Below are 13,430 nucleotides of genomic sequence, written 5' to 3'. Positions count from 1 at the left end.
CCTGGCAGAGGTCTGTCTCAGTAAATGCGACGCCACAAATGATCGAGCGATCTTTACGATCAACCGTTGCCAAAGGGGCAGTAAACGTAGATGTTCGAGGATGATTTCGTTTCACTGTCGGCATAATGTCAGGATGTTCACTCCGGCCTAACCTCACGACAAGCCCACTCAACCAACCCGCGGCAAGCCAGAAACAACCCATCAACCACCCCCTCATCCAGATGCCGCTCCGGCTCCGCTGCCACCCGACAGCGGTCCGCTGAATGCAGCACCTCGAGCACTGTCAGCAGCCCCACCAACGCGCGCTCGGTTCTCGCCAGGCTGACGCGGCGGCCGGGTGACACATCGTTCTCCGGCCAGGGCAGTCCGTCGGCGCCCTCACACCCGCGCATGCGCTTGAGGATGCCGAGGAGGGAGTTCAGGTCGGGCAGGGGAGTGTCGTCGTTGATGGGCTCAACAACGGTGTACGAAGAGAATGTATCGGAATCGTTCATGGCGTCGGTTTCCTTGGCTGTGCTTAACAGCGCCACCGCGTAGGCGGGGTGGCGGACGATGCGTGGCTGCAAACCGGTTGATGCAGCGCTATTGGCCGGTGAGTCCGAAGACTCCCACGCACCGCCCGCCAGAAAGGCCGACGGATTGCCCGCCGGCACCGGTTAAGGACGGTGCCGACGGGCAAGCGTAAACAACTTGCGCGTGCATCAAACGGGTTTGCAGACCCGTTGCCACCCGTTGTCGGTGGCGCGTCATGGTGTTTACGCGGTCGCTTCGAATGCAAATTGAAATTCGCGAAGAAATCGCGTGATTCGAGAGCGAAGAACTATTGTTGCACGCACCATTCGTGCAGCACGCGACGGCATCAGACGCATTCGCGCAGCTGCTCAGTTGATTGCGAATTAAAGTGCCGTAATCGCCCATGCCGCAAGCGAATAGTGCGATGGCCTTCTTTGCAACAGTTCTTAGTCGGCCTCGGCAGGGAGCTGCGCCGCATCAGCCGCGTGGTGCGAAAATCGGTTCAAACCCGACACCGCTAGGGAGGATCAGATACCTCAATCAACGCCGTCCTCGACGACCGCCGCATTCCCCACCAGCAGCTCAATCATCGCCCGCGCCGCCGCAGATTGCCGCCGATGCGGCGCATAGATCACCGAGAACGGTCGCGATCTACCCCGCAGCTGCGGCAGTACTTCCACCAGCTGCCCGCGCTGCAACCGCTCGCGCACGATGAACTCATAGCTCTGGCAGATGCCGATGCCCTGTTCGGCCAGCGACACCACGCCCAGCACATCGTCGGAGGTCTCGATGGACGAACGTGGCAGCCAGTCTACGTCGCGCCCGTCGTCGCGGAAGATCCACGGCGCCAGCCGCCCGGTGCGCGGCATCACGAAGGGCAGGCACAGGTGCTGCTGCAGGTCGTCCAGCGTCTGCGGTGTGCCGCGACGCTGCAGGTAGTCCGGCGCGGCCACCAGCAGCAGTGGGGCGTCTTCCAGCTTGCGCGCCACCAGCCCGCTGTCTGGCAGTTGGCCCAGGCGGATGGCCAGGTCGAAACCCTCTGCCACCAGGTCCACGTTGCGGTTGGTGATGTTCAGTTCCACCTGCACCTGCGGGTACTGCTGCGCAAAGCGCGCCAGCACGGGCGGCAGCCGGTAGTGGCCATAGGTGGTGGGCACGCTCAGGCGCACGCGGCCGGCCAGCGCACCGTCCTGGGCCAGTACGTCGCGCTCGGCGTCGTCCAGCAGGCCGAAGGCGGTGCGCACCTGTTCCCGGTAGAGCCGCCCGGCGTCGGTCAGGCCCACGCGGCGGGTGGTCCGCTGCAGCAGCTGGCGACCCAGCCGCGCTTCCAGGCGGGTGACCGCGCGGCTCAGCACCGAGGGCGTGGTGGACAGCGCCACCGCGCCGGCCGTGAACGAGCCGTGCTCGACCACCGCCAGGAACACCTCCACATCGCCCAGGTAGTCGAACTTGCGGCTCATTTGGCTCTCCGGGGAACAGATGTTTTGCGATGGGGCCAATTTATCGCCGCTGGGGCGATGAATAAAGTGGCGGCCATTCCCAGATAGGAGCTCCCCATGAACCTGATGACCCGGCTGGCCGCAGCGCTGGCCCTGACCCTGGCCGCCAGCGGCGCGCATGCCGCCAACGTGCTGGTGGTGCTGTCCGACGAAAACCACCTGGACCTGAAGGACGGCAAGGTGCTGTCCACCGGCTTCTATCTCAACGAGCTGATGCAGCCGGTCAAGCTGCTGCTGGACGCGGGCCACGAGGTGGCCTTCGCCACACCGCAGGGGCGGGCGCCCACGGTGGATGCGTCCTCGGTGACGCCGGCGTACTTCGGCAACGATGCCGCGCAGCTGACGCTGCACAAGGACCTGCCGGAGAAGCTGGCGCTGACCTCGCCAACGGCCTCGCCGGTGGTCAGCCTGGCGCGCGTCGAGCAGCAGGGCTACGCGCGGTTCGACGCGGTCTACATTCCCGGTGGACACGCGCCGATGCAGGACCTGCTGAAGAGCCCGGCGCTGGGCCGGTTGCTGGCCGACTTCCATCTGCGCAACAAGACCACCGCGCTGGTCTGCCACGGGCCGATCGCGCTGCTGTCCACGCTGCCGGATGCGGATGGTTTCGTGGCGAAGCTGGAAGCCGGTGCGATGCCGGCGATGCCGAAGTGGATCTACAGCGGCTACCAGATGACGGTGATCAGCAACCAGGAAGAAGAGCAGGCCAAGCCGATGCTGGGCGGCGGTGAGATGAAGTTCTACCCGCAGACTGCGTTGCAGCGGGCGGGTGCGCGGTTCAGCAGCAACGCCACGCCGTGGACGGGGCATGTGGTGGTGGACCGTGAGCTGATTACCGGGCAGAACCCGGCTTCGGCGCTGGAGGTGGGGCAGCGGTTGGTGGAGCGGTTGAAGTAAGTCGGTTTTTTCATCGCATGCTGCGCCATGGCACCATGGTGGACTGGCTTCGCTCCTTTGGGCGGGGCCGGTTATCCAGGGAATCCATTCAACACGACATGCGAACGTCCATCCGCTTCATTCTCTCCGCCCTGTGCCTGGTTCTGCTGTCTGGCTGCGCCAGTGGGCCGGACTACCACCATTCCAATCGCGAGATTACCGGCGCGTTCGTGGCCGATGACGGCAAGCTGTACCTGCTGCCGGTCTATGACGAGCCGATGCGCTTCGACGCAGCGCCGTTCCGTGATTACCGTGCGCTGATGGACAGCCCGCTGCGCGAGGCCGTGGTCTGCGCGCAGCTGTATTTCCGTGAGGACTGGCGCGTGCCGGCCGACAGGACCAAGGTGCATGGCAGCTACGCGCTGCTGCTGCGGCCGGAGCAGGTGACGCCGAAACAGGCCGCGCAGTTCAAGCTGGAGCGGTTGGAGATCAGCCCGCGTGTGGCCAAGGCCATCGACGAGTTGACGCGCCGGCCGTACATCCTTGAAGCCCGGAGCCGCTACGAGCTGGCGGCCAACCCGGACTGCAATCTTTCCAGGCAGGGCGGCAGCTATTACAGCGCGCTGTTCGAGAGTGATGGCGAGCGGGTGACGTTGCCGGACGCTGCGGCGCTGGCCGAGGAGGCGAAGCTGGCGCAGCCGATTGTCGCGCGGGCTGAGCGGATCCGGCCGGACGATACGGACAAGCCGGGGGTGGGGACGACGGCCGGGAAGGTGCTGGGCGCGGCGTTGGTGCCTGTGGCCGTTCCGGTGTTTGTGTTGAGCCTGCCGTTTTTGGGGCCGGATCATTGGAAGTGATGGGTTGAAGCCAAAGCATCCACGCATGGCGTGGATCTACTGGGCGTCGCCAATGCCTGAAAGTTCATCGTGGAGATCTGTGTGGCAAGCGCATTGGAAGGTGTTTTGAAGACCGTGGGCTTCATTGTCCTTGCGGCGCTTCCGTTGGTGAGCCTTTGGTTCATCCTTCGGCGAATGTCAGCGACCGCGCGTTCCGCGTTGGGATCAGGGCTGCGTTTGAATCCCCCTCGCCGGATTTCCGGCACGTCCATGACCTTGGTGATGGTGGATGGAAAGGAGGATCGGGAGCACTACTTCTTTGATGCGGAGTCCTTTTACCTGCGACGGGGTCCGGTGCCCACGGTTGTTCCGCTGTCGCAGATCACCTCAGTCACACGAACGCCTGACAGGATCTACGGGCGTTATGTCTGGCAGGTGTGCTTCAGCAAAGCAGCGGGCAGAAAGAGCGTAACGTTCACCAATAACCTGACGCTGTTCAACCGCGATTTTCTGCTGTTCCTGGAGGCGGTGCGGAAAGCCAATCCCCTGGCGACCGTTGAGCGAGCGGGCGTCCTCTTCTAACCGTGGTCCGCGACATGGGTAGCGCCATTCAAGGGGGCGGGCCCGTGAGGCTACACTGGCCACATACGCCCGATGGAAGCTCGCCCATGTTCAACGGAAAGGTTGCGGTAGTCACCGGCTCCACCAGCGGTATCGGTCTTGGCATTGCCACCGCACTGGCGCGGCAGGGCGCCGACATCGTGCTGAATGGATTTGGCGATGCGGCGGAGATCGAACGCATACGGTCCAGCCTGGAAGCCGATTTCGGCGTGCGGGTGGCGCATGACGGTGCCGACCTTTCGCGTGGCGATGCGGTGCGGGATATGATCGCCAACGCCGTTGCGACGATGGGGCGCATCGATATTCTGGTGAACAACGCGGGCATCCAGCACACCGCGTCGATCGAGGAGTTTCCTGTCGAGAAGTGGGATGCGATCCTCGCGCTGAATCTCTCGGCGGTGTTCCATTCAACTGCGGCGGCCTTGCCTTACATGAAGCAGCAGGGATCCGGTCGCATCATCAACATTGCATCGGTGCATGGGCTGGTTGGGTCGGTGAACAAGTCGGCCTATGTGGCGGCGAAGCATGGCGTGGTGGGGTTCACCAAGGTAACGGCGCTGGAGAACGCGGGCACGGGCATCACCGCCAACGCCATCTGCCCGGGGTGGGTGCGAACGGCGCTGGTCGAGCAGCAGATCACGGCATTGGCGGAGCGCGAGGGAACGGATCAGGAGTCCGCGGCGCGCGCGCTGCTGGCCGAGAAGCAGCCTTCATTGCAGTTCGTGACGCCTGAGCAGCTGGGGGAGATGGTGGTGTTCCTGGCCTCGGATGCTGCGGCGCAGATTACGGGCACGGCGCTTCCGGTGGATGGCGGCTGGACGGCGCGCTAGCTGGCCGGCTGCCCGCCGGGCATGGCCCGGCGCTACCGGGAGATCAGTGTGGGGTCCGGTGTTATCGGGAGGTTGGCGCGGTGGTTCGGCGTTACCGAAGGCGGGCGGGATCGATCAGGGGAACCTCGTCGAGGTCGCCCAGCGTGATGTAATGGCTGCAGAACCCGAACGGGATATCCGAGGCGGGCCGCACCTTGCGGCGTGGCACGCTTTCGATGTCCCGCACCTCGTCCACGGCCAGAGCGAAGGTCTCCGCGCCGGCCTGCACCAGCAGCATGGCTGGGCAACCGTGGCCGAACGCGGTCAAGCCGATGGCCTGGCGCAGGTCGACCACCGGCAGGGCGTGTCCGCGCACGGTGAGGTGCGGGCGCGTGCCACTGCCGGGGCGATCAAAGGATTCCGGGCCGCGGATTTCAATTGCGGCTTCGACATCGATGGCAAACAGGTGGGTACCGGCCCGCACAACAACAACTTCAATGAAGGCCGGCGACGACGGGGCCGGTTCACCGGCCGAAGGGGAAGAGGGCTGCAAGAGGAACCTGTGGAAGGGTATTTAGACTGCGTCGCAATGATGCCGTGTTGACGTGACGTAACGCGTGCTTTGCGGATGAGCGGCCAGCACGCGTTGCATGCGTCGTTCAGCGGGATCAAGGCGCCTTCACGGGTTGGCTTGGGCCGTGGGCGGATTGCCAGCCATGGTCTGGCACTACTGGGGTTTGGCGAATACGTCCAGGCCTTTGCCGGTTTCCAGCAACGATTTCAGGCTCGACAGCACGATCGGCCAGCCCTGGCGGATGCCGGTATCCATGCCGCTGCCCGGTTCCAGCTCGTCATGGGTCACCGTCAGCTTGACCATGTCCTCATACGGCACGATCTCGAACGTCACCCGGCTGTAGGCCTTCGGGTTGTCTGCCTGCGAGGCGGCCGCCCAGGTGATCACCAGCCGCGAGGGTGGGGTGTTTTCCACCACTTCGCCGACCAGTTCGACCTTGCGCTCGTCGTTGGCGCGCACGTGCTGCCAGCGCGAGCCGGGTGTCCAGTCCGATACGTTTTCATGGCCCCAGTAGGTGCGGGCAATCTCCGGCCGGGTGATGGCTTCGAACACCTTCTGCGGCGTGGAGGCGATATAGATCACGTGGATGAAACGGGTGGATTCAGCGCTCATCGTCATTGTCCTTCCAGTTCCTGTTTGAGGTCATGCAGCAGGCTCAGGCGCTGCTGCTCGAACTTGCTTACCCAGCGCGTATAGACTTCGTGCAGCGGCACCGGGTTGATGAAGTGCAGCTTCTCGCGGCCACGCCTGACGGTGCTGATCAGGTTGGCGTCTTCCAGCAGGCCCAGGTGCTGGGTGACCGATTGCCGGGCCATGTCTAAATGCTCGCAGAGCTGGCTGAGGGTCTGGCCGTTGTCTTTGCAGAGCAGGTCCAGCAGCGTGCGGCGCGTGGGGTCGGCCAGTGCCTTGAACACCTTGTCTGCATCCATGGGGTGCCTTCAATTCCAGTTGTCGATCTTGACGTCGTGCGGGCTGGGCTGACCGCGCCCGGTTTCCAGCAGGGATTTCAGGCTCATCAGGAAGATGGCCCACTTGGTGCTGCAGTGGTGCAGGAACTCCACGCGCTCCTTCCAGCCTTCATGGCTGAACAGCACGATGCAGTAGTCGCCGTCCTGGTGCAGGGCGAAGCGCGCGGTGGTGCCGATCCATTCCGGCGGGCCGTCGATGAATTCCCACTGCACGAGCTCGTTTGGCTGAAGTTGCAGCAGCTTCATCTGAATGGCGCCGATTTCCTGGCCTTCGGCGGTGAAGCGGGCGGTGACGGTGCCGCCGAGGTGGCGGTCGCCGGTGGTGTCTTCGGCCCACCAGGCGGCGATACCTTCGGGGGTGGCCAGGGCCCGGTAAACCTGGGCCGATGGGGCGTTGATGCCGACTCTGTGTGCGATATCCACCATGACTGCGGCTCCACGGTGGGCGGCGGGGTGCCGTCCGTGGGATTACAATAGGCAGGTAAATGCCTGCATGTCAACTCCGCTGCCGTGGAGCCTTGGCCGGCACTACCGGTCAGCGGTGCGCAATGGACTTTTGGCCGTGGTGATGCCTGGCGCGCGGCGGCATTCTGGGCGGAGCTGGGTGATTGCAGTCGTTCGGGTTCGTTGAATGAAAGGAGCACTACGCGTGAGTGATGCAGGAAAAGAGGCGCTGACGATCCGTCGCGCCAGCGTGGCCGATGCGCCTGCGGTGCTGGGCTTGTTCGATGAGGTGATTGCGTGGTTCGTGGCCATCGGCAATCCGCAGCAGTGGGGCACCGAGGCGTGGTCGTCCATTCCGCGCCGTATCACCCAGGTGACCGATGCCTGCGCACTGCCCGGTGCGTGGGTGGCGGAAACCGCGCAGGGCGAGGTGCGTGCGTTCCTGGCGTTGGGCGAGGCGATGCCGTATGTACCTGCGGCGACCGAACCCGAGCTGTACGTGCGCGTGCTGATTGCTTCACGCGATGCGCGGGTGCGTGGTATCGGCCGTCGCTTGATGGCGTTCGCGGACGAGCAGGCTCGCGCGGATGGATTGGATTACCTACGCGTGGATTGCTATGGCGGTGGCAGCGGCGAGCTGGTGCGCTTCTACGAATCGTGCGGTTACGAACGGCTGTCGACCTTCAACGTGGATGGCTGGCCGGGACAGGTGTTGGGTCGTCGTCTGTGAACTGACGGCGTCTCAGTTCTCTGCGTCCTGCAGCGCCGCATGCAGTTTGTCGGTGATCTGCTGCAGCGCGGCCAGGTCATCGGCTGAGAGGTGGTCGAGGAAATTCCGGCGCACGCTGGTGACATGGACCGGCCGTGCTGCGCCAAGCTGGGCGCGGCCCTCTGCGGTCATGCGGATCACCACCACGTTATCGCTGTCCGTGTCGCGCTCAATCAGGCCGCGGCCGGCCATGCGGGTGAGCTGGTGCGAGAGCCGGGTCTTGTCCCATTCCAGGTAGTCCAGCAGTTCGCGCTGGCGGCGGCAGCGGTCCTTGGCCTTGCTCAGTTCCATCAATACGACGAAGTCGGCACTGGAGAGCCCGGTGCTGCGGGTGATGTCGTGGACGATGCGGCCGGAGGTGATCTCGGCCATGCGCCGGAAGCCGCGCCAGGCGGCCCACTGGTCGGGAGTGATGGTGGGTGAGGTCATGAGCCCACGTTGCCCGTATGCGGTTGACGTGTCAACCAGAAGATTTTACGGTTGATGTGTCAACCATTCCATGGACCGCCTCATGCCGCACCCTCCATGTATCGCCATCATCGGCGGAGGCCCTGCCGGCCTGACCGCCGCCCTCATCCTGCATCGCGGCGGCCACCGCGTGTGCGTGTACGAGGGCGAGTCGTCGGGGCAGCAGCGCACCCAGGGCGGCACGCTGGATCTGCACGAGGATTCCGGTCAGGTGGCGCTGCAGCGCGCCGGTCTGCTGGAGGCGTTCCGCGCGGTGGCACGCCACGAGGGACAGGAACAGCGGACGGGCGATCCGTGGACCGGAGAGATTGTCGCCGGCGGATTCGGGCCGGAGGGAAGCATGGACAAGCCGGAGATCGACCGCGGCGACCTGCGCCAGTTGCTGCTGGGTGCGCTGCCGACCGACACGGTGCAGTGGGGCCATTGCCTGACCGAGCTGGAACCCGCAGATGCAGGCCACCACAGCCTGCGCTTTGCCAATGGTGTGCGGGCGGAGGCGGACATCGTGATCGGTGCCGATGGTGCGTGGTCGAAAGTGCGCGCAGCGCTGAGTGCCTGCCAGCCGCTGCCGACCGGCATTACCTTTTTTGAAGGATGGATCGCGCAGCCTGCGGCGGATATCGCGGCGATGGTGGGGCAGGGAAGCCTGTTCTGCTTTGGCGGCGAGGAGGCGATTTTCGCGCAGCGCAACAGCGGTGATCGGTTCTGCGTGTATGCGGCGCTGAAGCGGCCTTCTGATTGGCTTGATGCGCAGATCGCGCAGAAAGGCATGCGCGCGCTGGTGACAGGCAGCTATACGGGTTGGGCACCGAACCTGCGAAGGCTGCTGGACGCGTGCACCGACTTCGTGCGACGGCCGATCTACAGCCTGCCGGCGGATTTCCGCTGGACACCGCGCAACGGCGTGACGCTGATCGGCGATGCTGCCCATCTGATGCCGCCGGTGGGCGTCGGCGTGAACCTGGCGATGCTGGATGCCTCGGATGTGGCGATGGCGTTTTGCGCGCAGCCGGATGCAGTGAGTGCCATCCGCCAGGCCGAAGCGGTGGTCTGCAAGCGCGCCAGTGCGCTGATGCCGGATGCCATCGACGGGTTCCAGCGCTGGTTCACTACCGAAGCGACGGCTGACAGCGTTTGAGCGCGCTTGCATCGGGGCATGCGTCACTGCGTCGCAGTCTCTCTGCAGGATGCGGTACATCGGTTCAGCGCTAGAGTGGGCACACCCCATCCAGGAAGGAGACGCGCATGTACTACAGCAGTGGCAACTACGAGGCCTTCGCACGCCCGCGCAAGCCGGCGGGCGTGGACAACAAGACGGCCTGGTTCGTCGGCTCGGGCCTGGCTTCGCTGGCCGGTGCGGCGTTCCTGGTGCGCGATGGGCGCATGCCCGGCGAGCGCATCACCATCCTGGAACAGCATCAGATTGCTGGTGGCGCGCTCGATGGCCTGAAGGTGCCGGAAAAGGGTTTCGTGATCCGCGGCGGCCGCGAGATGGAAGATCACTTCGAGTGCCTGTGGGATCTGTTCCGCTCGATTCCGTCGCTGGAGATCGACGATGCCAGTGTGCTGGATGAGTTCTATTGGTTGAACAAGGATGACCCGAACTATTCGCTGCAGCGCGCCACCGTCAACCGGGGCGAGGACGCGCATACCGATGGTCTTTTCACCCTGAGCGAGCAGGCGCAGAAGGACATCATCGCGCTGTTCCTGGCTACCCGGCAGGAGATGGAAAACAAGCGCATCAACGAGGTGCTGGGCCGCGATTTCCTGGACAGCAATTTCTGGCTGTACTGGCGCACGATGTTCGCGTTCGAGGAATGGCACTCGGCGCTGGAGATGAAGCTCTATCTGCATCGCTTCATCCACCATATCGGCGGGCTGCCGGATTTCTCTGCGCTGAAGTTCACCAAGTACAACCAGTACGAATCGCTGGTGCTGCCGCTGGTGAAGTGGCTGCAGGAGCGCGGTGTGCGGTTCCAGTACGGCACCGAGGTGACCGATGTGGACTTCGCGCTGCAGGAAGGGCGAAAGCAGGCCACGCGCATCCACTGGACGCAGGATGGCCAGGCCGGTGGCGTGGATCTGGGCGCGGACGATCTGCTGTTCATGACGATCGGCTCGCTCACCGAGAATTCCGACAACGGCGACCACCACACTGCTGCGCGCTTGAATGAAGGCCCGGCACCGGCGTGGGACCTGTGGCGGCGCATCGCGGCCAAGGATGCGGCGTTCGGGCGCCCGGATGTATTCGGTGCGCATATACCGGAAACCAAGTGGGAATCGGCGACGGTAACCACATTGGACGCGCGCATTCCGGCGTACATCGAGAAGATCGCCAAGCGCGATCCGTTCAGTGGCAGGGTGGTGACCGGCGGCATCGTGAGCGTGCGCGATTCGCGTTGGCTGATGAGCTGGACGGTGAACCGCCAGCCGCACTTCAAGAACCAGCCGAAGGACCAGATCGTGGTGTGGGTGTATTCGCTGTTCGTGGATACACCGGGCGATTACGTGAACAAGCCGATGCAGGACTGCACGGGCGAGGAGATCACCCGCGAGTGGCTGTACCACTTGGGCGTGCCGGTGGAGGAGATCGACGAGCTGGCGGCGACCGGGGCGAAGACGGTGCCGGTGATGATGCCGTACATCACCGCGTTCTTCATGCCGCGCCAGGCCGGTGACCGCCCGGACGTGGTGCCGGAGGGCGCGGTGAACTTCGCCTTCATCGGCCAGTTTGCCGAATCGAAGCAGCGCGATTGCATCTTCACCACCGAGTATTCGGTGCGTACGCCGATGGAAGCGGTATACACCCTGCTGGGCATCGAGCGCGGCGTGCCGGAGGTGTTCAATTCCACCTACGACGTGCGCACGCTGCTGGCGGCGACCGGTCGCCTGCGCGATGGCAAGGAGCTGGACATTCCGGGACCGGCGTTCCTGCGCAACCTGCTGATGAACAAGCTGGACAAGACCCAGATCGGCGGGCTGCTGCGTGAGTTCAAGCTGGTGCAGGACGACTGAGCGAGCGCGTTATAGGTAGCGCCGGGCCATGCCCGGCGGTTTCTTTCGGCGCCGCTTCGCTCGCCGGGCATGGCCCGGCGCTACCGTCTGCACCTACGCCGCGTTGTCGGTGGAACGGCTCAGGCGCTCCCAGGCATCGATGCGTTCTGTCATGGCAGCCAGCTTGCCGCGTACCAGTTGCAGGGCATCGCTGCCCAACAGCAGGTGCGTGGGTGGGTTGGGGTTGTCGATCACCTGCAGCATGGCCTGCGCGGCCTTGATCGGGTCGCCCAGCTGATGGCCGCTCTTTTCCTCGCGTGCGCGGCGGATCGGGTCGAACAGCGCGTCGTAGTCGCCGATGCTGCGCGAGGCTCGCACCATCGAACGACCGGCCCAATCGGTGCGGAACGAACCCGGCGCGACAGCGGTCACGTGGATGCCGAACGGCGCGACTTCCTTGCCCAGCACCTCGCTGATGCCTTCCAGCGCGAACTTGCTGCCGCAGTACCAGGCAATGCCAGGCAAGGTGATGAAGCCGCCCATGGAGGTGATGTTGAGGATGTGGCCGCGGCGGCGCGCGCGCATGTGCGGCAGCACGGCCTTGATCAGCGCGGCGGGGCCGAACACGTTCACTTCGAACTGATGGCGCAGCTCGTCCAGCGTGGATTCTTCGAGGATGCCTTCATGGCCGTAGCCTGCGTTGTTGACCAGCACGTCGATGGCGCCGACGTTGCTTTCGATATCGGTGATGAGTGCATCGATGGTGCCGGCATCGGTGACGTCCAGCAGGCGGCCGAAGGCGCGGCCGGGGGCGAGTGCCTCGAATTGCTGGCGGGCCGATTCGCTGCGCACGGTGCCGACCACGCGATGGCCGGCCAGCAGCGCCTGCTGTGCGAGGGCGCCGCCGAAGCCGCTGCTGACGCCGGTGATGAGGAGGAGGCGGGATATGGTCATGGGCGAGGGCTCGTGGCTGGGGTCTTGCACGTTAGTGGTTGAGTGCGGGGTAGCCCAGGTCTAAGATTCGGTCGTTCTTGCCTATTCCTATGGGGCGCCCGATGCGATTGACCGATGATCCGCTGCAGCATCCCGCACAGGCGCGCATGGTCGGCCTGTTGCAGGCGCTGGCGGTGGACGAGGGCTACACGCTGACGGCAGTGCCCGGTGTGCGGCTGCTGCGCTCGAACCGGCCACTGGCGCGCACGCCGGTGCTGTACGACCCGGGCATCGTGATCGTCTGCCAGGGCGTGAAGCGCGGTTATCTGGGCGGGCAGGTCTACCAGTACGACGCGCAGCACTACCTGGCGGTGTCGGTGCCGGTGCCCTTCACGATGGAGACCGAGGCCACGGCGGAGGCGCCGCTGCTGGCGATCTACCTGCATCTGGACCTGCAACTGGCGGCGGATCTGCTGATTGAACTGGGCGAGCGCGCCGCCAGCACTGAAGTGCCCGCACAGAGCATGATGTCCAGCCCGATGCAGGGCGCGATGCAGGCCACCGTGCTGCGCTTGCTGGAAGCGCTGGCTGATCCGTTGGAGGCAGACGTGCTGGGCGCCTCGCTGGTGCGCGAGCTGTATTTCAGGGTGCTGACCGGTGCACAGGGCGGGGCGATGCGCGAGGCGCTGGCCATGCGTGGGCGCTTCGGCCGCATCGGCAAAGTGCTGCGGCATATCCATGCGGCCTATTCGACGGCGCTGGATGTTGACGCGCTGGCGGCGCAGGCGGAGATGAGCGTGGCCACGTTCCATGATCACTTCCGCAGCATTACCGGCACCTCGCCGATGCAGTACGTGAAGTCCACGCGGCTGCACCAAGCGCGGCTGCTGATGCTGCGGCAGGGCATGACGGCCGAGGCGGCATCGCTGGGGGTGGGGTACGCCAGCCCGTCGCAGTTCAATCGGGAGTTCAAGCGCCTGTTCGGGTTGCCCCCGGCGGCCGAGGTGACGCGCATGCGGCGAAGTTTTGCGTTGCCGCCGGCGTCGGCCGATGCGGTGTATGTGTCTTCGCATTGATGGCGGCATTCGGCGGGCATGGCCCGGCGCTACCAGGGAAGCCCGTGTCA

General features: G+C 64.8%; 16 protein-coding genes. 8 read left to right on the top strand and 8 right to left on the bottom strand.

Annotated elements, in window-relative coordinates:
• Positions 1 to 137 precede the first annotated feature (137 nt).
• Together MRBLST15_RS04525 and MRBLST15_RS04520 are read right to left on the bottom strand one after the other, a co-directional pair.
• Positions 138 to 494, bottom strand: a complete 357-nt coding sequence (locus MRBLST15_RS04525) for a hypothetical protein (RefSeq protein ID WP_367785355.1) — start codon at positions 492 to 494, stop codon at positions 138 to 140.
• A gap of 555 nt (positions 495 to 1,049) precedes the next feature.
• Positions 1,050 to 1,973, bottom strand: a complete 924-nt coding sequence (locus MRBLST15_RS04520; RefSeq protein WP_367785354.1) for a LysR family transcriptional regulator — start codon at positions 1,971 to 1,973, stop codon at positions 1,050 to 1,052.
• Positions 1,974 to 2,069: 96 nt separating this feature from the next.
• Here MRBLST15_RS04520 and MRBLST15_RS04515 point away from each other — a divergent pair, with 96 nt between their 5' ends.
• The 4 genes from MRBLST15_RS04515 (at position 2,070) to MRBLST15_RS04500 (ending at position 5,175) form a co-directional block, all read left to right on the top strand.
• The gene (locus tag MRBLST15_RS04515; RefSeq protein WP_367785353.1) at positions 2,070 to 2,909 is read left to right on the top strand and encodes a type 1 glutamine amidotransferase domain-containing protein; all 840 of its coding nucleotides are present in this window, start codon (positions 2,070 to 2,072) and stop codon (positions 2,907 to 2,909) included.
• A 98-nt stretch (positions 2,910 to 3,007) separates the two neighbouring features.
• The gene (locus MRBLST15_RS04510; protein WP_367785533.1) at positions 3,008 to 3,745 is read left to right on the top strand and encodes a hypothetical protein; all 738 of its coding nucleotides are present in this window, start codon (positions 3,008 to 3,010) and stop codon (positions 3,743 to 3,745) included.
• Between the two features lie 81 nt (positions 3,746 to 3,826).
• Positions 3,827 to 4,306, top strand: a complete 480-nt coding sequence (locus MRBLST15_RS04505; protein WP_367785352.1) for a hypothetical protein — start codon at positions 3,827 to 3,829, stop codon at positions 4,304 to 4,306.
• Between the two features lie 86 nt (positions 4,307 to 4,392).
• The gene (locus tag MRBLST15_RS04500) at positions 4,393 to 5,175 is read left to right on the top strand and encodes a 3-hydroxybutyrate dehydrogenase (protein ID WP_367785351.1); all 783 of its coding nucleotides are present in this window, start codon (positions 4,393 to 4,395) and stop codon (positions 5,173 to 5,175) included.
• A gap of 91 nt (positions 5,176 to 5,266) precedes the next feature.
• Here the strand turns inward: MRBLST15_RS04500 and MRBLST15_RS04495 are convergent, their stop codons facing one another.
• From MRBLST15_RS04495 to MRBLST15_RS04480, 4 genes are all read right to left on the bottom strand, one after another.
• The gene (locus MRBLST15_RS04495) at positions 5,267 to 5,638 is read right to left on the bottom strand and encodes a chemotaxis protein CheW (protein ID WP_367785350.1); all 372 of its coding nucleotides are present in this window, start codon (positions 5,636 to 5,638) and stop codon (positions 5,267 to 5,269) included.
• A 243-nt stretch (positions 5,639 to 5,881) separates the two neighbouring features.
• Positions 5,882 to 6,340, bottom strand: a complete 459-nt coding sequence (locus tag MRBLST15_RS04490) for an SRPBCC family protein (protein WP_127564747.1) — start codon at positions 6,338 to 6,340, stop codon at positions 5,882 to 5,884.
• A gap of 2 nt (positions 6,341 to 6,342) precedes the next feature.
• The gene (locus MRBLST15_RS04485) at positions 6,343 to 6,657 is read right to left on the bottom strand and encodes an ArsR/SmtB family transcription factor (RefSeq protein ID WP_025874950.1); all 315 of its coding nucleotides are present in this window, start codon (positions 6,655 to 6,657) and stop codon (positions 6,343 to 6,345) included.
• A gap of 9 nt (positions 6,658 to 6,666) precedes the next feature.
• A complete protein-coding gene (locus tag MRBLST15_RS04480) occupies positions 6,667 to 7,122 on the bottom strand; it encodes an SRPBCC family protein (protein WP_367785349.1) in 456 nt (151 codons plus the stop codon).
• A gap of 223 nt (positions 7,123 to 7,345) precedes the next feature.
• Between MRBLST15_RS04480 and MRBLST15_RS04475 the strand changes: the two genes are divergently transcribed.
• Positions 7,346 to 7,870: a GNAT family N-acetyltransferase gene (locus MRBLST15_RS04475; protein WP_367785348.1), complete on the top strand. Its 525-nt coding sequence runs from the start codon at positions 7,346 to 7,348 to the stop codon at positions 7,868 to 7,870.
• A 12-nt stretch (positions 7,871 to 7,882) separates the two neighbouring features.
• Here the strand turns inward: MRBLST15_RS04475 and MRBLST15_RS04470 are convergent, their stop codons facing one another.
• Positions 7,883 to 8,338, bottom strand: a complete 456-nt coding sequence (locus MRBLST15_RS04470) for a MarR family winged helix-turn-helix transcriptional regulator (RefSeq protein WP_367785347.1) — start codon at positions 8,336 to 8,338, stop codon at positions 7,883 to 7,885.
• Between the two features lie 82 nt (positions 8,339 to 8,420).
• Between MRBLST15_RS04470 and MRBLST15_RS04465 the strand changes: the two genes are divergently transcribed.
• Positions 8,421 to 9,515 carry an FAD-dependent oxidoreductase gene (locus tag MRBLST15_RS04465; protein ID WP_367785346.1) on the top strand — a complete coding sequence of 365 codons (1,095 nt, stop codon included), beginning with the start codon at positions 8,421 to 8,423 and terminating at the stop codon, positions 9,513 to 9,515.
• A gap of 107 nt (positions 9,516 to 9,622) precedes the next feature.
• Positions 9,623 to 11,392 (top strand): oleate hydratase, encoded by a 1,770-nt coding sequence (locus tag MRBLST15_RS04460; protein WP_367785345.1) that lies wholly within the window; start codon positions 9,623 to 9,625, stop codon positions 11,390 to 11,392.
• 93 nt (positions 11,393 to 11,485) lie between these two features.
• Here MRBLST15_RS04460 and MRBLST15_RS04455 read toward each other — a convergent pair whose 3' ends face one another.
• Complete coding sequence (locus MRBLST15_RS04455) at positions 11,486 to 12,325, bottom strand: oxidoreductase (RefSeq protein ID WP_367785344.1); 840 nt, start codon at positions 12,323 to 12,325, stop codon at positions 11,486 to 11,488.
• 101 nt (positions 12,326 to 12,426) lie between these two features.
• On the opposite strand from MRBLST15_RS04455, the gene MRBLST15_RS04450 reads away from it, so the two are divergent.
• Positions 12,427 to 13,380 (top strand): AraC family transcriptional regulator, encoded by a 954-nt coding sequence (locus tag MRBLST15_RS04450; protein WP_367785343.1) that lies wholly within the window; start codon positions 12,427 to 12,429, stop codon positions 13,378 to 13,380.
• The last annotated feature ends 50 nt before the right edge of the window (positions 13,381 to 13,430 follow it).

The sequence above is a fragment of the Stenotrophomonas sp. LST15-1-1.1 genome (genome assembly GCF_040815575.1).
Classification (GTDB): Bacteria; Pseudomonadota; Gammaproteobacteria; order Xanthomonadales; family Xanthomonadaceae; genus Stenotrophomonas; species Stenotrophomonas lactitubi_B.
The sequence above is the reverse complement of the archived record's forward strand: the minus strand, read 5'-3'. Positions and strand labels throughout refer to the sequence as shown.